The sequence below is a fragment of the Bacteroides sp. AM07-18 genome (assembly GCF_003602695.1).
GTDB classification, from domain to species: Bacteria; Bacteroidota; Bacteroidia; order Bacteroidales; family Bacteroidaceae; genus Bacteroides; species Bacteroides uniformis.
The window spans coordinates 1-18176 of record NZ_QTLM01000002.1 but is presented as its reverse complement, the minus strand read 5'-3'; the positions used below and the strand labels follow the sequence as shown (position 1 = coordinate 18176).

The window sequence follows — 18176 nt, the reverse complement described above, 5'->3', positions numbered from 1 at the left end:
TTTCCTTTATCTTTTAGGAAGAATTAAAGATTTCTGATTTATAATTTATTTTTCAATCTCCACCTCTATCACTTTATCAATATCCGTCGGAACCTCCGGCAAGTAGAGCATCACCCCTCCTTCACACTTACGGAACTTCACTGGAAGACGGTCGGCATACCCCACTGCCTTCCTCACTTTCTTGCCTTCCAACGGCAGGAAGAGAGCCTTATCCTGCAATTCGAGAATATGCACGTATAATTTATTTTCTCTTTGTGTAGTGACTCCCCAAGGATGCGGAGCAATGCAGCCGCCACGGGTTCCGTAGATGGTTTCACCGTATACCTTCATCCATTCCCCTACTTCTGCCAGACGCTCCAATGCAACAGCAGGCAGCTCACCGTCCGGCTGAGGACCGATATTCATCAGCAGATTGGCATCTTTACCCGCAGCCTTCACCAGGTAATGTATCAGCGTTTTGGTGGATTTATAATCCTGGTCCGTAATCTTATATCCCCACATTCCATTCATCGTCTCGCAGGTTTCAAGGGGCAAGGCGCTGATATCCTGCCCGGAAAGACCGGCACGGTTCTCTCCCGGCAGGTCGCGCTCGAATATCTGGATGTCCTCGCCGGCAAACGGTGCTTGATGATGGTTGTTCCCAACCAAGCAAGCCGGTTGCAGGCGGTGTATCATGGCATATTGCCCGGGCAGTTGCCAGTCAAAATCCGGATTCTGGTCCTGGTCCCACCAGCCATCAAACCAAATGGCACCTATTTTTCCATAATTGGTGAGCAGCTCGGTCAGCTGGTTGTTCATGAATTTATAGTAGCTGTTCCAGTCGCCCTTCGGATTCGGTCGTCCCGTTCCACGTCCGGTGCGTCCCCACGGAGCATCTTCGCGATACCAGTCGATGTGCGAATAGTAGAGATGCAGACGAATACCTTGCTTGTGGCACTCGTCCGCCAATTCTTTCAGAATATCCCGCTTAAAAGGGGTAGCATCCACAATATTGTAATCGGAAAAGCGTGTGTGGAACATAGAAAAGCCATCGTGATGCCGGGATGTAAAGCAGATATACTTTGCCCCGGACGCCTTAATGGCTGACACCCATCTGGCAGCATCGAATTTGGCAGGATAGAAACCTCCCGCCAGTTTGGCATACTCCTTATAATTAAGGTTCTTGTTCGTCATGGTCCATTCTCCGGTAGCCAGCATACTGTATATCCCCCAATGCAGGAAGATACCGAAGCGATTGTCCCGAAACTCCTGACGGGATTTCAGGTTCTCCTCCGTCGGCTGGTAAGTCTGCGACTGTGCGGAGCACACAAGAAGAAACAACAGTAAAAAAGACAAAAGACGTGTTTTCATGGCAATAAATAAAAAAGGCACGGATTATCCGGACACCCACGGTTCTTCAGATGAAGCCGCGAAATCCGTGTAATCCGTGTCTAAGGTTATCTGTTTGTTTTATTATTCCTCTGTATACCGTTCGATGGTCTGCTCACGGTCCGGTCCCAGAGAAACAATCTTGATGGGCACACCAAGCTGTTCTTCCAGGAATGACAAATATGCATTGAATTCTTCCGGGAACTCATCTTCACTCTGCATCTTGGTCATATCCGTCTGCCAACCGGGTAGCTCTACATAAACCGGTTCAACAGTCTCATTGATATCGAACGGGAAGTAATCAATCTCTTCCTCATCCATCTTGTAAGCTACACAAGCCTTAATGGTTTCAAAAGAATCGAGCACATCGCTCTTCATCATAATCAGTTTGGTAACCCCGTCTACCATAATGGCATATTTCAATGCCACCAGGTCAATCCAGCCACAACGGCGCTTACGTCCTGTCACAGAACCGAACTCATGACCCAGCGTGCAAATCTGGTCACCGGTCTTGTCGAATAATTCCGTCGGGAACGGACCGGCACCTACGCGCGTACAATAGGCTTTGAAAATCCCATATACCTCACCAATCTTGTTGGGAGCAATACCCAGACCGGTACAAGCACCTGCACAAACCGTATTGGAAGACGTTACAAACGGATAAGAACCGAAATCAATGTCCAACATTGTCCCCTGCGCACCTTCGCACAATACAGACTTGCCGGCAGCCAGCAGATTGTTCATCTCGTGTTCGCTATCCACCAACTGGAATTGTTTCAAGTATTCGATACCTTCGAACCATGCCTTCTCCATTTCGGTAATGTCATACTCATAGTTCAAGCCTTTCAAGATTTGCTCATGACGGGCCTTGGCCGCTGCATACTTCTTGTCAAAGTCATGCAGAATGTCGCCTACACGCACACCGTTACGGCTGATTTTATCCGTGTAAGTCGGTCCGATGCCTTTTCCGGTCGTTCCTACCTTTGCATCGCCTTTGGCTGCTTCGTATGCAGCATCCAGTATGCGGTGAGTCGGCAGAATGAGGTGTGCTTTCTTGGAAATGTGCAAGCGTTCCTTCAAGTTATGGCCGGACGCTTCCAATGATTCGGCTTCCGCTTTGAAGAGAGCCGGGTCAAGCACCACTCCGTTACCGATGATATTCACCTTGTCTCCCTGGAATATTCCAGACGGAATGGAACGGAGCACATACTTCTGCCCTTCAAACTCGAGTGTATGTCCGGCATTCGGTCCGCCCTGGAAACGAGCTACGACATCGTATCTCGGAGTTAACACATCAACGACTTTGCCTTTGCCTTCGTCGCCCCATTGTAATCCTAATAATACGTCTACTTTCATTTTTCTTTTTTATGGTTATTATTCTTTTTCTTCCGTTTATTGGCCCGGTCACACTTGCTGCACAACCCATACATATATAAGGAATAGTGCGTAAGATTAAAACGGCTCAGTTTGGTATTCTCAATGGCATGTTGCAACTCCTCGTTCTGAAACTCGGTCACCTTTCCGCACTGGGTGCATATCTGGTGATGGTGCGTATCGCGATTATAAGATTTTTCGTATTGGGAAGAGTTGCCGAACTGATGCTTGATGACCAGACGAGCATTTATAAGCAAAATGATGGTATTGTAAAGCGTTGCACGGCTGACGCGGAAGTTCTCCTGGTCGGCCATCAGTGAATAGAGCGTGTCGATATCAAAATGACCGTCTATGGAGTAAATGGTGTCAAGTATAGCATAACGTTCGGGAGTCTTCCGATGCCCGTTCGCATTCAGATATTCAGTGAATATCTGCCTAACTGTATCTTTCACATTCTGACTTTCCATTTGACGGCGCAGTTTTACAGCCAACAAAGTTAATCCTTTTTTGTGGAAAGCAAACGAGAAAGAGATAAAAATTGCGATAAGGGAAATATTCCCTTACCGCATCAGTCTCTATAACCATAGAACTAATCTAACAAACCTCCTCTTTTACAAGATTGTATAGTAATTGTTCTACATCAGAAGAAGAATTGTCCATACCCTCCACTCTGCGGCAAACTTGAAAAGAATTTTCCTCATTTTGCTGCATAAAGCGGCGGATAGCAGTCATGGCTGCATTGCGTACATGATAGGAGCCCGACAAAAAAGCCGTTATTGCCTGGTCGAGGAACTCATTTTCAACCCGTTCGTTCATATCCCCTTTCTTCATCAATAGACGGGCTATGGTGAGGAAGCCGCAAACCTGCGTGTATTCGTCCTCGCTTGCAATCCAATGGAAGGACTTGGCAGGCGCATAAGGAAGATGTTGGAATAAATTCATGCAGGTAAGTTCTGCAATCTCGATATTACGGATATCTTCCACCCAGATATCGGCTATCTCGGGCAGGAAACTCTCTACCGGCTGTAAAAGTCCCGCCAATATTTTGCACTCTCTGATATCTTCTTTCCACAAAGCTTGAGCCAGAGAGTGGTCCTTCTCGTAACCGGCAGCAATACCCTTGATACGGGGCAACTCCACGCCAAAGTTCAGCTTATATACCAGCCCTTTCTCACGCATACTTTGGGACACAGCCCCGTTCATTGAGAGACGGAGCTGTGTCTTTATATCTTTCAGCCGCTGATGCAGCTGCTCTTTAGTATCTATCATAGTTCATCATTTATTGACAGAAGGCAATGTAGAATAGTCTTTGCTATAACGCAACATCTGTTCCGCATAACCTTCATCATAAGTCACTGTCACATCTGTTATAGTACCGTCGGCATCCGTCACCACTTCATACTTGGGATTGACGAACCCCTTATACGGCGCAAGATTCAGCTTCTTGTAGCGTTCCAGCACTTCGGCATGCAAAGCGGGATCGACTTTCACGGCATAGGCTTCCACCAAATCATGGGCACCGGCATAGTCACCGGTGGACTTGATACGCTGTATCTCGGCAAGCAACCGGCCAAACAAGTCACGCACTTTCTCATAATCGTTTATCACGACGTACGTCTTCCCATCCTTCTTTACCAATTCCACAACCTTCTCCGCCGCACCTTTCTCGTACACCCAGCGGGCTATGAGCTGACGGTTGCGCATATGGGCTTCTTCTACATTGTTACCCGGCTCGATACGTACAAGCTGTGTCATCAAACCATTCATCAGATAGGCGTAGTATTGAGCCTTATAAGCATCCGCACTTGGAGTAAGCCCCAGTTCCACCAGCTTCGGGTCGGCCACGTAGTAGAGTCCGAACAAGTCGGCGCGCGCTTCTTCGATAGTAGAACCATATGCCTTCAACGCATCCGGGGCCACACCCGGGAGCAATTTACCGGAACCATGTCCCAAACATTCATGCAGGTCAGTATGCAGTTCATCTGTCACATCTGCGTACTTATCAATCAGTTGAAGCTCTGCATCACTGTACACAAACTCCTCATTGAACCCGTTGCCATGAGCTGCCTTATTATAAGCATCTGTAATGTTACCGATTGTAACGGATTTCGAACCATGATGGCTACGTATCCAGTTGGCATTGGGCAGGTTGATGCCGATAGCAGTTGCAGGATACAAGTCACCGGCCAGAATAGCCGCCGTGATTACCTTGGCAGACACCCCTTTCACTTTCTCCTTCTTGAATTGTCCGTCTACCGGCGAATGGTCCTCAAACCACTGTGCATTGCCGCTTATCAACTCTGTACGCTGGGTAGCTTCCAAATCTTTAAAATTCACCAGAGATTCCCAGCTTGCCTTCATGCCGAGCGGGTCACCATAACTTTCGGTAAAACCGTTCACAAAGTCAATGCGTGAGTTCAAATCCTTCACCCACAAAATGGCATATTCATCGAATGTCTTCAAATCGCCGGTTTCATAGAATTCCATCAGTTTGGCTATCACCGCCTTCTGCTCGGGAGTCTCGGCAACTCCTTCTGCCTTCTTCAGCCAGTAGACAATCTTTTCAAGTGCCTGTCCATACAAGCCCCCCACTTTCCATACTTTCTCCTGAATCTTGCCATCCTCTTTCACCAAACGGCTATTCAAACCATAGGAAACGGGAGTTTCATCCTGCGGATTCTTCAAGGCATTATAGAAATCTTCGGCCTCCTGCTGCGTCACGCCATCGTAATAATTGCATGCGGAAGTCAAAACCAAATCTTCACCGGCAGCTTGGTTCACCCGTTTGGGCATCACCGTGGGGTCGAAAATAACGGGGAACACTTCCTCGCACAGTTGTTCCACAGTCTGTCCTTCGGCAAGCGGCAACGTAGCTGCATCCACACTCTGTACAGCCTGCCTGAAGAATTCGGGAGTAAATCCCGGAACGAACTTTTCGCTGCCATAGTGATGATGAATGCCGTTAGAGAACCATACCCGCTTGAGGTACACTTCCATAGCCTTGAAATCAGGAGTATTCTTATCTCCCTTATAGCCGGTATAGACAGCTTCCAGCATCCGGCGAATCGTCAGGTTATACTTGCCATTCTGGTCGAAAAGAATGTCTCTGCCCTGCAAAGCCGCTTCCGTCAAATAATAAACCAATTCTTTTTGTTTGAGGGACAAATCCTCAAAACCTGGTACGCGGTAACGTAAAATCTGTAAATCTGCAAATTGTTCCACTGTATAGTCAATTTTTTCTGCCTCAGCAGTTGTTTTCGGATTTCCGCCACAAGCCGTCAATAGAGAAAGGGCAGTCACCATAGAAATTAGTTGTTTCTTCATGTGTCGGGAGTATATAGATTGGTATTAAAAAAGAAGAAAAGGAAGTATCCCGAAACAACTGTTCCGGAATATTTCCTTTTTATTCATTCAGTCATACAGAATTATTTCTTCTTAGCTTCTTTTTCTGCGTGTCTTTTACGATATCCATTAGGAGTCTCACCTACATTTTTATAGAAAGCAGCATAAAAAGACTGACGGTTTGCAAAGCCGACCATCGTACTGATCTCCTCTACATTCTTGTCAGCATATCTTTTGTCTGTCAACAAATGCTGCGCTTCTTTTACTCTATATTCATTCAGCAGGCAAGAATAGTTCATGCCGAAGCGTGAATTCACCACTGCAGACAAATAGCGAGTATTGGTCTGCAATTCTTTCGCCAAATCCTTAGCGGAATAATCAGCATCTCTGTACTTCTTTTGTACAACAACGATATTCAATATCTTGTCATACAACTCATCTGCCAATTCCGGCCTTATCAAAGAACGGTAGGCAGCATCCTTTTCTTTCTTTTCGCGCAGGTTGTAAGGACGTTTCTTCGTTCCTTTTTCCTGGGCATTGTTTTCTAAATCACTCATTGAATTAACTGGTTAGGGTTGTTTAAAATCGGAAAAGCCAAAGGGTTAGCCCCTTAGACTTTACAAAAGTCAGACATTTTTTTTTAATACACAACTTTTCCCGTATATATTTTTGATAAATAAACAACGAAAAAGGTTGAAAAGTAGGTCAATTCAGCCATTAATAAGAAACTTTAACCTTTTGCAGAAACTCATATGATACAAAATCTTGATGACTTTCCATTTGTAGTATATGCAATAATTAGTGTACCTTTGCCGGAAGAAATCCATACTGCCAGATTATGCTACAAACGCTCAAGACATATTTCGGTTACGACAGTTTCCGCCCCTTACAAGAAGACATCATACGCCATCTGATGGACCGTAAAGACGCATTGGTACTGATGCCTACGGGAGGTGGAAAGTCCATCTGCTACCAACTTCCCGCCCTATTGAGTGAAGGCACGGCGGTAGTGGTTTCTCCGCTCATTTCCTTGATGAAGGACCAAGTGGAAACGCTCTGTGCAAACGGTATCGCGGCCGGTGCACTGAACAGCAATAATGATGAAACAGAGAATGCTTCCCTACGACGTGCATGCATGGAAGGCAAGCTGAAACTGCTATATATTTCTCCTGAAAAATTATTGGCGGAAGCCAACTATCTGTTAAGGGATATGCATATTTCCCTTTTCGCCATTGATGAAGCTCACTGCATCTCACAATGGGGACACGATTTCCGTCCGGAATATACACAGATGGGCATCCTTCACCAACTGTTTCCCCAGGTTCCCATCATTGCACTTACTGCCACAGCCGATAAAATAACCCGTGAAGATATTATTAAACAGCTACACCTCAACCAACCGAGAATTTTCATTTCATCTTTCGACCGTCCCAACCTGAGTCTCACCGTAAAAAGAGGTTACCAGCAGAAGGAAAAAAGCAAAGCCATCCTCGACTTCATCGCCCGCCATCCGGGAGAGAGCGGCATCATTTATTGCATGAGCCGCAGCAAGGCTGAAACAGTGGCACAAATGCTTCAAAAACAAGGGATAAAGTCGGCGGTCTATCATGCAGGACTGTCGCCGGCACGAAGAGATGAAGCACAAGACGACTTCATCAATGACCGCGTGCAAGTGGTATGCGCCACCATTGCCTTTGGAATGGGAATTGACAAAAGCAATGTGCGCTGGGTAATTCATTACAATTTGCCCAAAAGCATTGAAAGTTTCTATCAGGAAATAGGACGTGCCGGACGAGACGGAATGCCCAGTGACACCCTTTTGTTCTATTCACTGGCCGACCTCATTCTGCTCACTAAATTCGCAACAGACAGCGGGCAACAAAGCATCAACCTGGAAAAGCTGCAACGTATGCAGCAATATGCGGAAGCAGATATCTGCCGCCGTCGCATTCTGTTAAGTTATTTCGGTGAAAATACGACCTGCGACTGTGGAAACTGTGATGTATGCAAAAATCCCCCCGAACGTTTCGATGGTACAATAATCGTACAAAAGGCACTTAGTGCAATCGCGCGTTCCGAGCAACAGATAGGAACCGGTATTTTAGTGGACATCCTCCGAGGAAACATGAGTTCTGAAGTTACAGAAAGAGGATACCATCGACTCAAGACCTTTGGAGCCGGGCGCGAAGTCCCCCCCAGAGATTGGCATGACTACCTGCTGCAAATGTTACAGCTCGGTTATTTCGAAATAGCCTACAATGAAAACAACCACCTGAAAATCACTCAAAGCGGAACAGATGTCTTGTTTGGCAGAGCACGCGCCCTGCTTGTCACCATCCGCCGCGAGGAAGCTGTACAAGCTACAAGAGGCCGTAAACGCAAGGCTACAGTTCCAACCAAAGAATTGCCATTGGGATTGCCCAATACAGAAAGTGGGGAACTTTTCGAGGCTCTCCGCACTCTCCGCAAACGCCTTGCCGACCAGGAAGCACTTCCTGCCTATATCGTACTGTCCGACAAAGTGCTCCACCTACTCAGCGCCTCCCGCCCCACTACCATAGAAGAATTTGGTAATATCAGCGGTATCGGTGAATATAAAAAGAAGAAATACGGAAAAGAGTTTGTGGAACTGATACGGAAATACAGTTGAATATTATTTACACTGTAACAGTAAATCCCTGAGGTCACCTTGCGGCACGCCAAGTGAAATGGCCTTTTCGAAGTCACGTTTTGCCAACTCCTTTTTCTTTTGAGAAAGGTAAATTTGCCCCCGTATCAAGTAGGCTTCTGTCTGCGAAGTATCCAGCTTGATGGCTTCTTCCAAGTCCATCATGGCCAGGTCCACATGTTTCATATCCTGCTCTACACCCGCACGTGCTACGTAAAGTACGGCATATTGCTGGGTAGTCAGCCGGGTAGCTTCTCCTCCTTTTTCTGCAATCATGGCATTCAATATCGAAAGCGCCGCTTCATATTTGCCCTCCTTCTGCTCCAGTGTAGCCAACCCCAGACGGCCATTGTAACTCTGGGGGGCAAGTTTCAGCAGACGTTCATAATCAGACTTTGCAAAATTATAGTTGCGCTGCCGCATATAGATATAGGCACGCATCAGCAAGGCTTCCTGATTATCGCTTTCTATATCCAGCACCAAAGAATAGTCTATCCGGGCCAAATCATCCTTCCCCAACTCAAGGTAAAGAGCGGCACGATTCATCAGGGCAGGTATGGCACGCGGAGCAATGTTCAATGCCAGAGTATACGAGTCAAGGGCCTGCTCATACCGGTGCTGCCGACGTTGTATCGTACCCAAGTTGGAGAACAGCAAAGCGTTATGAGGATTGGCGGGCTCCATTTTCAAAGCTTGTTCAATGTATTTTTCGGCCAATGACAAGCTGTCTTGCTCCGTGGCTGCAACCGCACGTTCGCTCAGTTCCTGATAGGTTTGTGAAAAGGCAGGGAACATCGTGGCTCCACACAAGAAGAAAGAAAAAATAAGTTTCTTCATATAGTAGTTCAGTATTTATTCCAAAGGATAGGTATCGAAAGCGAACAGTTCTGTTGACAAATAGCGTTCCCCCGTATCGGGCAGTAGGGCAACAATCATTTTATCCGCAAATTCAGGGCGTTCGGCCAGCAACCGTGCCGCATATACCGCCGCACCGGATGAGATGCCCGCCAGCAAGCCTTCCGTAGAAGCCAGCTCTCGTCCTCCACGAATGGCCTCGTCATCGGGCACCGGAATAATCTCGTCTACTACAGAAGCATCATAAATGGAAGGAATAAAATTGGCCCCAATCCCCTGGATGCGGTGCGGTGCGTCTTCCCCTCCTTCCAGAACCGGAGAGGAGGCCGGTTCTACAGCCACAACATAGACATCCGGATTATGTTTCTTCAAGGCACGCGCCACTCCACAGACCGTACCGCCCGTACCCACACCGGCAACAAAAACAGTCACTTTACCATCCGTGTCCGTCCAGATTTCTTCCCCCGTAGTATGTTCATGAGCCTTGGCATTGGAGGGATTCTCAAACTGCTGCAGAATAACCGCACCAGGTATCGCATCCCGCAATTCTTTCGCTTTGGCAATGGAGCCGGCCATACCTGCCAGTCCGTCGGTCAGTACAATCTCCGCACCCAAGGCTTTCAACAGATTACGGCGTTCCACACTCATGGTCTCCGGCATGGTCAATATCAAATGATATCCCTTGATGGTTGCTACCATCGCCAGTCCCACGCCGGTATTGCCACTGGTAGGTTCAATAATCGTGGCTCCGGGTTTCAAAGCCCCACGTGCCTCGGCATCCTCAATCATGGCAAATGCCACACGGTCCTTCACGCTTCCCGCCGGATTAAAAGATTCCAGCTTAGCCACAATATTTCTTTTCAATCCGTATTTACGACTGTATTCAGCCAATTCCATCAAAGGAGTATGCCCAATCAACTCCGTCAGGTTCTTTGCAATTTTCGCCATAATCTCACTGTCTAATACATTCTTCCCGTACACACTTATGTAACATGGATATGCTGACAAAGATATGGAAATTCCAAGAAATAAACCGTGCGGGAAAGGAAAGATTATACTGCCATCTATCAAAGCTTAACACGAATAAAGAGGATGAAAGGATATGAAACGATTGAAGAAGGCAGGATGAGGAGGAAGAACCATATCTGACAATCAGCGACTTCCCACTGCAAAGATGGTGCATGCTTTTTGCAGTAGTACTGCAAACGAGCTGCAGCGTTACTGCAAATAGGTTTGCAGTGGTACTGCAACTGCTTTGCAGCGCAACTGTAACAGCTTTGCAGTGACACTGCAAAAGGTTTGCAGAACTTTGCAGTGAGAAGTTACTGATGAACAGAACGGTAATGAGACACTGTTATCAAGACTTCTTAAGATAGTCTACAATCCACGCGCCCACTTCCTTGGTACCGTATTTGTCGCCACCTTCTACTTGAATCTCCGGTGTACGTACATTCGCATCGAGTGAAGCATCAACTGCCTTACGAATCAACGCCCCCTCCTCTTTCAGGTCGAAGTATTCGAAAAGCATGGCTACAGACAAAATTTGCGCCAGCGGATTGGCTATATTCAAGCCTTTCGCCTGCGGCCAGGAACCATGGATAGGTTCGAATACCGGCGTACTCTCTCCCGTAGAAGCAGAAGGCAGCAATCCCATAGAGCCACTGATGCAGGAACCCTCGTCCGTCAAAATATCACCAAACGTATTTTCCGTAACCATTACGTCAAAGAATTTCGGCTCTTGAATCATCTTCATGGCGGCGTTGTCCACAAACATATAGTCGGTTGTCACCTCGGGGTACTGCGGTGCCATCTCCTGGGCAATCTGTCTCCAAAGACGGGAAGAGGCAAGCACATTGGCTTTATCCACCACCGTAAGATGTTTACTGCGTTTCATGGCATATTCAAATCCGACTTTCAGGATACGCTCAATCTCAGGACGGGTATACATGTTCGTATCATACGCCTTGTCATTGTCCTGGTATTTCTCACCGAAGTACATGCCACCGGTCAATTCGCGGATGCAAAGGAAATCGGCACCATCCACCAGTTCCGCACGAAGGGGAGACTTATGGAGCAGACATTTGAAGGTCTGCACGGGACGGATGTTGGCAAACAGTCCCAGTTTCTTGCGCATAGCCAGCAAGCCCTGCTCGGGACGCACTTTGGCAGTAGGGTCATTGTCGAATTTCGGGTCACCTACGGCAGAGAACAATACAGCATCCGCATTTTTACAAGCCTCATAAGTGGCTTCGGGAAACGGGTCACCCACCTTGTCTATCGCGTCTGCACCGCAGATGGCATATTCATAGTTCACTTTATGTCCGAACTTCTCACACACGGCAGTCATCACATCCACGCCTACGGTAGAGATTTCGGGGCCGATACCGTCACCGGCCAACACTGCAATTTTAAAATCCATTGTTTTCTTTATTATTTAAAAGTTCATCTATCTTCTTTTTGTTTGCAAGATTCTTGCGGCGATACCGATCACCCCACACAAAACCTGCTGTCAATATAAGGGTATTGATGGCTGACATAAGATACTCGTCCGCATCCAACTCGCCGCTCCACCAACGCAGAAAGAGGTTGAAAGCAAAAAGCAAGCCTGCATACAACGCATAGCATACATAAGGACGCCTCTCAAAAAACGATTTCTTTTTCTCCATGAGATCCATTTTTTATGATTCGTATTCGTCTTCTATGATATTCAGCATCTTCACCGTCGCCTTGATGGCCGCTTCCGTCTGGTCTGCGTCCAATCCGCGTGTACGGAATATCGTATCTTCAAAACTCCAGGTAATAACCGTCTGCACAAAGGCATCGGTACGCCCACCGGGAGGAATGGTCACGGCATAGTTCGTCAGCATCGGGAACTTACGACCCAGTGTCACTTTATATATCTTGCGCAAGGCGCGCACAAAAGCATCATACTGGCCATCTCCACTGGAACTTTCCTCATATTCCTTTCCGTTAATTTCTATCTTCAACGTAGCCATCGGCTTCAATCCATACGCCAGATTCACAATATAGCTCTTAAGGCTGACGCGTTCTTCTGCCATTCCGTGCTTCAGTACGTCCGAAACGATATAGGGCAGGTCTTCTTGCGTCACCAGCTCTTTCTTGTCGCCCAACTCAATGATGCGTTCGGTCACTTTGCGCATGGCATCTTCATCCAGTTGTAACCCCAAGTCCTCCAGATTCTTCCGGATATTGGCTTTACCGCTGTTCTTGCCCAGGGCATACTCTCGCTTGCGACCAAAGCGTTCGGGCAGGAGGTCGTTGCAGTAGAGGTTACTTTTATTGTCACCGTCGGCATGGACGCCTGCCACTTGGGTAAATACATTCTCGCCAACAATCGGTTTATTGGCGGGAATGACGATGCCCGAGTAGGACTCCACCACACGGCTTACGTCGTTCAGGCGGCTTTCGTCAATGTTGGTAATGGCATTGAAGTGGTCTTTCAGGATAGCCTGCACACTGGCAAGCGGAGCATTGCCGGCGCGTTCGCCCAGGCCGTTAATGGTAGTATGCAGTCCCTTGCAACCGCTAAGTACGGCGGCAAGCACATTGCTCACGGCAAGGTCATAGTCATTGTGGGCATGGAAGTCAAAATGGGCATGCGGATAGCGTTTCACCATCTTGCGCATGAACTCGATGACCTGCAGCGGGTTCAATACGCCCAACGTGTCAGGCAACATATAGCGGCGGATATTGGTCTGCTCCAAGGCGTCCATCAGACGGAACACATATTCCGGAGAATCTTTCATGCCGTTGCTCCAGTCTTCCAGATAGACATTCACTACCATATCCTGCTCGTTGGCGTAATCCACTACGGACAGAATATCCTCGATATGCTCTTCGGGAGTCTTCTTCAACTGGTAGGTGCAATGCTTCAGCGAGCCTTTGCACAGCAGATTGATGACACGGCAACCGGTCGCATGTATCCAGTCCACCGACGTGTGGCCATCTACAAAGCCAAGCACTTCTACTCTTGGCAACAGATTACGGCGTGCCGCCCAGTCACAAATCATTTTTACGGCATCAAACTCTCCTTCGGATACCCGCGCAGAAGCCACCTCCACCCGGTCTACCTTCAATTCCTCCAGTAACAAACGGGCAATCATCAGCTTCTCATGGGGCACAAAGGAGACTCCGCTGGTCTGTTCACCGTCGCGGAGCGTAGTGTCCATGATTTCTATCTTCGGATGATTATGCTTCATTTTTATTCTCCCAAGCTTCTATCTTATCTTTATTCTCAACCAGAAAATCGATGTCATCCAAGCCATTCATCAGACAATGTTTCTTGTAGGCATTGATTTCAAAATGTTCGATCTTGCCCGTAGCTTTGTTGGTGATGGTCTGTTCGGGCAGATTCACTTCCACTTCCATCTTCGGATTGGCAGAGATAGAGTCGAACAACTCTTTCAGGAACGGCTCACTTACCACCACCGGAAGCACAAAGTTGTTCAGTTCATTGTTCTTGTGTATATCGGCAAAGAAACTCGATACCACCACGCGGAAACCGTAACCGGCAATGGCCCATGCAGCATGCTCACGGCTGGAACCGGAACCGAAGTTCTTTCCCGCCACCAGAATCTGTCCACCGTAAGTGGGATTGTTCAAAACAAAGTCCTTGTTCAGAGAACCGTCCGGATGATAGCGCCAATCGCGGAATAAATTATCTCCGAAGAACTTTTCCTCACGGGTAGTAGCTTTCAGAAAACGTGCAGGGATTATCTGGTCTGTATCCACATTCTCTAATGGAAGAGGCACACAAGTACTGGTTATTATATCAAATTTTGTCTTCATCTTTGTATTTACGATTTACAATTTACGATTGAAAATACTCTTGATTTACCTTTGTTGAACGATGTTTGATTTACGAAGTAATTTTAATCGTAAATCGTCCAATCGTACATCAAATCAGCGTTCTCGGGTCAGTAATTACTCCAGTCACTGCCGCTGCTGCAGCTACAAGCGGGCTGGCAAGCAGTGTTCGGGAACCCGGTCCCTGGCGTCCTTCAAAATTACGGTTACTGGTAGACACTGCATACTTTCCGGCAGGCACCTTATCGTCGTTCATTGCCAGGCAAGCAGAACAACCCGGTTGGCGAATGGCAAAACCGGCCTCTTCCAAAATCTTGTCCAGTCCCTCTTCGCGAATCTGTGCATCTACCATCCAGGAGCCCGGAACCAGCCATGCCACTACATTCTCGGCTTTCCGACGGCCTTTCACAATGGAGGCAAATGCACGGAAATCCTCAATGCGTCCATTGGTGCAGGCACCCAAAAACACATAGTCAACCTTCTTACCCAGCAAAGGTTCTCCCGGTTGGAAACCCATATAGCTAATAGACTTCATGAAAGAGGTCCGGGCAGCTTCTCCCATGCCTTCGGTAGTAGGAATATGTTGTGTGATACCCATACCCATGCCCGGGTTGGTACCGTATGTAATCATCGGTTCAATATCTTCGGCAGCAAAACGGACTTCCTTGTCGAACACTGCATCCTCATCACTCTTCAATGTTTTCCAATAGGCCAATGCCTTGTCCCATGCCTCACCCTTCGGAGCATATTCGCGTCCTTTGATGTACTCGAAAGTGGTCTCATCCGGAGCAACCATACCGCCGCGGGCACCCATCTCTATACTCAGATTGCACAAGGTCAGACGGCCTTCCATAGTCAGACCACGCACAGCTTCTCCGGCATATTCCACGAAATATCCCGTAGCGCCGCTGGTCGTCATCTTCGACATCATATACAATGCTACATCTTTTGCCGTCACTCCCTTGCCAAGTTTGCCGTCGACAGTGATGCGCATTGTCTTAGGACGGGTCTGAAGGATACATTGCGAGGCCATTACCATTTCCACCTCACTCGTACCGATACCGAAAGCCACTGCTCCCATCGCCCCGTGGGTGGAAGTATGCGAGTCACCGCAGACAATGGTCATGCCAGGCAGGGTCAGCCCGCGTTCCGGACCTACTACATGGATAATTCCGTTCTTCTTGTCCATCATGCCGAAATGGGTCAATCCAAACTCTTCCGCATTCTTGGCCAGTGTATCTACCTGAGTCTTTGAAACCGGGTCTTCAATCGGCTTGTCCTGGTCATGCGTCGGCGTGTTATGGTCGGGCATACAGAAAATCTTTTCCGGACGGAAACACTTGATTCCACGTTCGCGCAATCCTGAAAAGGCTTGCGGGCTGGTTACTTCATGACAATAAAGCCGGTCAATATAAAGCTGTGTGGGACCGTCTTCCACTTTCTGTACCACATGGGCATCCCAGATTTTATCAAATAATGTATTCATCTCTTTATGTACAATTTAGCTATTTACAATTTACGATTAAAATCACATCTTGAACTTATTGATACAGTCGATGTACGCTTCCACTGATGCCGCGATAATATCCGTATTGGCACCGAACCCATAATAAATATGATTATCGTATTCCACCTGCATATGTACCTTACCCATATCGTCGCTACCCTTGCTGATAGCCTGGATAGTGAATTCCTTCAATGTCATATGGCGGTCAATAATCTTCTTCAAAGCCTTGATAGCAGCGTCTACCGGACCGTTTCCACTGGCGGCGGCTTCAAACTTCTCGCCAGAGATGTTCAATCCCAAGCTGGCAACCGAACGAACCCCCACCCCACTGGTCACCTGAAGATATTCCAGTTTGATACGGTGGTTCTGCGTACGGTTTGCCCCTGCCAATACCAGAATATCATCATCGTTGATATCCTTCTTCTTATCGGCAAGTTTCAAGAACTCTTCATACACTTTGTCCAACTTCTCCTGATCCAGTTGTACTCCCAATATCGACAAACGATTCTTCAAGGCTGCACGTCCGCTACGGGCTGTCAATACGATGGAATTATCATCAATACCCACATCATGCGGGTCAATGATTTCGTAAGTCTGTACATTCTTCAACACACCATCCTGGTGGATACCCGACGAATGGGCAAAAGCATTGCGACCTACAATAGCCTTGTTGGGCTGCACCGGCATGTTCATCAGGCTAGACACCATACGGCTGGTTGGATAAATCTTCTGTGTATTGATGTTGGTCTCGATTTCTATGTCCTTGTGACATTTGATAATCATCGCCACTTCCTCAAGAGAAGTATTGCCGGCACGTTCACCAATACCATTGATGGTTACCTCCACCTGGCGGGCACCATTCAGTACGCCAGCCATTGTATTGGCAGTAGCCATGCCCAAGTCATTGTGGCAATGAGTAGAAATAATGGCATTATGAATACCGTTGACATGTTCCATCAGATATCTTATCTTCGCGCCATACTCATCAGGCAAGCAATACCCCGTTGTATCGGGAATATTCACCACAGTCGCACCTGCCTTGATAACAGCTTCTACCACCCGTGCCAAATATTCATTATCCGTTCGGCCTGCATCTTCGGCATAGAACTCTACATCATCCACATACTTACGTGCATACTTTACGGCAGCCACTGCACGCTCTATTATTTCCTCGCGATTGGAATTAAATTTATATTTAATGTGCGAGTCAGATGTACCGATACCAGTATGGATACGTTTATGCTTGGCAAACTGCAAAGCCTCTGCCGCCACATCAATATCTTTCTGTACGGCACGTGTCAAGGCACAGATGGTGGGCCATGTCACAGCTTTTGATATCTCAATGACCGAATTGAAATCTCCCGGACTTGAAATCGGAAATCCGGCTTCAATCACGTCCACCCCCAGGGCTTCCAGTTGTCTGGCTACCTGAATCTTTTCCACTGTATTCAATTGGCATCCCGGAACCTGCTCGCCATCGCGGAGCGTTGTGTCGAAAATAAATAATTTGTCACTCATTGCTTTATTGTATTTAATTTATGTTCCATAAAAAAAGCCTTTCACACTTGGAAGTGAGAAAGGCTTCATATATCATTGCATCTTACATATATATTCACGCACAGCACTCACTTCCACTAAACTTTGCCAGTAGAATAATAATACCACACAGTAGAATATATGTAAAGTTCTGAATCATCTTCTTTTTTGTTTTGACGTTGCAAAGGTAGATATTATTTCGTACCACACAAACAAATTCGTTACTTTTTTCCGATAAAAAATATCATTTTATAAGTTTGTATTCATTTATCGCTGAAATATATCACAAAAAAAGGCGTACCTCAAGGTACGCCTTTCCTTATTCTTCAGTTCAATACAAGTTCTGAATTACTTCTTCTCACAAGGTTTGTCACACTTGGCACCATCACATGCAGCCTTAGGACACGCTGCTGAATCAGCAGCCTGGCAACATGCCTTTGCAGAGTCACATACTTGTTCTGTTTTTGCAGCACAGCAAGAATCTGCCTCAGTTGCATTAGAATCTGCAGCCTTTTTGTTGCCACAAGATGTCACTGCGAAAGAAAACGCTACCGCAACGGCAGCCAATAAAACTTTAGTCTTCATACTTTCAATTTGCTTTAAACGTTGATATAAAATTAGTTCGGCGCAAATATAAGAAAAGTTTATGAGACCGCCAAAAACGAACAAAGCCTCCGTATCCTTATCAGACACGGAGGC

16 protein-coding genes are annotated in these 18176 nt (G+C 47.0%); 1 reads left to right on the top strand and 15 read right to left on the bottom strand.

Annotated elements, in window-relative coordinates; genetic code table 11:
- Window positions 1-45: 45 nt before the first annotated feature.
- The 6 genes from DW096_RS03650 to DW096_RS03625 all read right to left on the bottom strand — a co-directional run bounded on the left by DW096_RS03650 (window position 46) and on the right by DW096_RS03625 (window position 6641).
- Window positions 46-1350, bottom strand: a complete 1305-nt coding sequence (locus DW096_RS03650) for an alpha-L-fucosidase (RefSeq protein ID WP_005826218.1) — start codon at window positions 1348-1350, stop codon at window positions 46-48.
- Between the two features lie 102 nt (window positions 1351-1452).
- Window positions 1453-2724, bottom strand: coding sequence for an adenylosuccinate synthase (locus DW096_RS03645; protein WP_005826216.1), 1272 nt, complete (start codon window positions 2722-2724; stop codon window positions 1453-1455).
- Window positions 2721-3209 (bottom strand): Fur family transcriptional regulator, encoded by a 489-nt coding sequence (locus DW096_RS03640; protein WP_005835580.1) that lies wholly within the window; start codon window positions 3207-3209, stop codon window positions 2721-2723. The genes DW096_RS03645 and DW096_RS03640 overlap by 4 nt, the downstream gene beginning before the upstream one ends.
- Before the next feature lie 127 nt (window positions 3210-3336).
- Window positions 3337-4011 (bottom strand): DNA alkylation repair protein, encoded by a 675-nt coding sequence (locus DW096_RS03635; protein ID WP_005835579.1) that lies wholly within the window; start codon window positions 4009-4011, stop codon window positions 3337-3339.
- Window positions 4012-4017: 6 nt separating this feature from the next.
- Window positions 4018-6066 carry a dihydrofolate reductase gene (locus DW096_RS03630; protein WP_118931050.1) on the bottom strand — a complete coding sequence of 683 codons (2049 nt, stop codon included), beginning with the start codon at window positions 6064-6066 and terminating at the stop codon, window positions 4018-4020.
- Window positions 6067-6167: 101 nt separating this feature from the next.
- Window positions 6168-6641 (bottom strand): AraC family transcriptional regulator, encoded by a 474-nt coding sequence (locus DW096_RS03625; RefSeq protein ID WP_005826207.1) that lies wholly within the window; start codon window positions 6639-6641, stop codon window positions 6168-6170.
- 281 nt (window positions 6642-6922) lie between these two features.
- On the opposite strand from DW096_RS03625, the gene recQ reads away from it, so the two are divergent.
- Window positions 6923-8734 carry a DNA helicase RecQ gene (gene recQ, locus DW096_RS03620; protein ID WP_008663984.1) on the top strand — a complete coding sequence of 604 codons (1812 nt, stop codon included), beginning with the start codon at window positions 6923-6925 and terminating at the stop codon, window positions 8732-8734.
- A 3-nt stretch (window positions 8735-8737) separates the two neighbouring features.
- Here the strand turns inward: recQ and DW096_RS03615 are convergent, their stop codons facing one another.
- From DW096_RS03615 to DW096_RS03575, 9 genes are all read right to left on the bottom strand, one after another.
- Window positions 8738-9589, bottom strand: a complete 852-nt coding sequence (locus DW096_RS03615; protein WP_118931051.1) for a lipopolysaccharide assembly protein LapB — start codon at window positions 9587-9589, stop codon at window positions 8738-8740.
- 15 nt (window positions 9590-9604) lie between these two features.
- Window positions 9605-10555 carry a cysteine synthase A gene (cysK, locus tag DW096_RS03610; RefSeq protein WP_035449638.1) on the bottom strand — a complete coding sequence of 317 codons (951 nt, stop codon included), beginning with the start codon at window positions 10553-10555 and terminating at the stop codon, window positions 9605-9607.
- A gap of 409 nt (window positions 10556-10964) precedes the next feature.
- Complete coding sequence (leuB, locus tag DW096_RS03605) at window positions 10965-12026, bottom strand: 3-isopropylmalate dehydrogenase (RefSeq protein WP_005835570.1); 1062 nt, start codon at window positions 12024-12026, stop codon at window positions 10965-10967.
- The gene (locus DW096_RS03600; RefSeq protein WP_005835569.1) at window positions 12016-12273 is read right to left on the bottom strand and encodes a hypothetical protein; all 258 of its coding nucleotides are present in this window, start codon (window positions 12271-12273) and stop codon (window positions 12016-12018) included. Before DW096_RS03600 ends, leuB begins: the two co-directional genes overlap by 11 nt.
- 12 nt (window positions 12274-12285) lie before the next feature.
- The gene (locus DW096_RS03595; RefSeq protein WP_005826194.1) at window positions 12286-13827 is read right to left on the bottom strand and encodes an alpha-isopropylmalate synthase regulatory domain-containing protein; all 1542 of its coding nucleotides are present in this window, start codon (window positions 13825-13827) and stop codon (window positions 12286-12288) included.
- The gene (gene leuD / locus DW096_RS03590; protein WP_005826193.1) at window positions 13817-14416 is read right to left on the bottom strand and encodes a 3-isopropylmalate dehydratase small subunit; all 600 of its coding nucleotides are present in this window, start codon (window positions 14414-14416) and stop codon (window positions 13817-13819) included. The genes DW096_RS03595 and leuD overlap by 11 nt, the downstream gene beginning before the upstream one ends.
- 109 nt (window positions 14417-14525) lie before the next feature.
- Complete coding sequence (leuC, locus tag DW096_RS03585; protein WP_118931052.1) at window positions 14526-15920, bottom strand: 3-isopropylmalate dehydratase large subunit; 1395 nt, start codon at window positions 15918-15920, stop codon at window positions 14526-14528.
- 42 nt (window positions 15921-15962) lie between these two features.
- Window positions 15963-17459: a 2-isopropylmalate synthase gene (locus DW096_RS03580; protein WP_005835565.1), complete on the bottom strand. Its 1497-nt coding sequence runs from the start codon at window positions 17457-17459 to the stop codon at window positions 15963-15965.
- Between the two features lie 366 nt (window positions 17460-17825).
- The gene (locus tag DW096_RS03575; RefSeq protein WP_034523359.1) at window positions 17826-18062 is read right to left on the bottom strand and encodes a hypothetical protein; all 237 of its coding nucleotides are present in this window, start codon (window positions 18060-18062) and stop codon (window positions 17826-17828) included.
- Window positions 18063-18176: the final 114 nt, after the last annotated feature.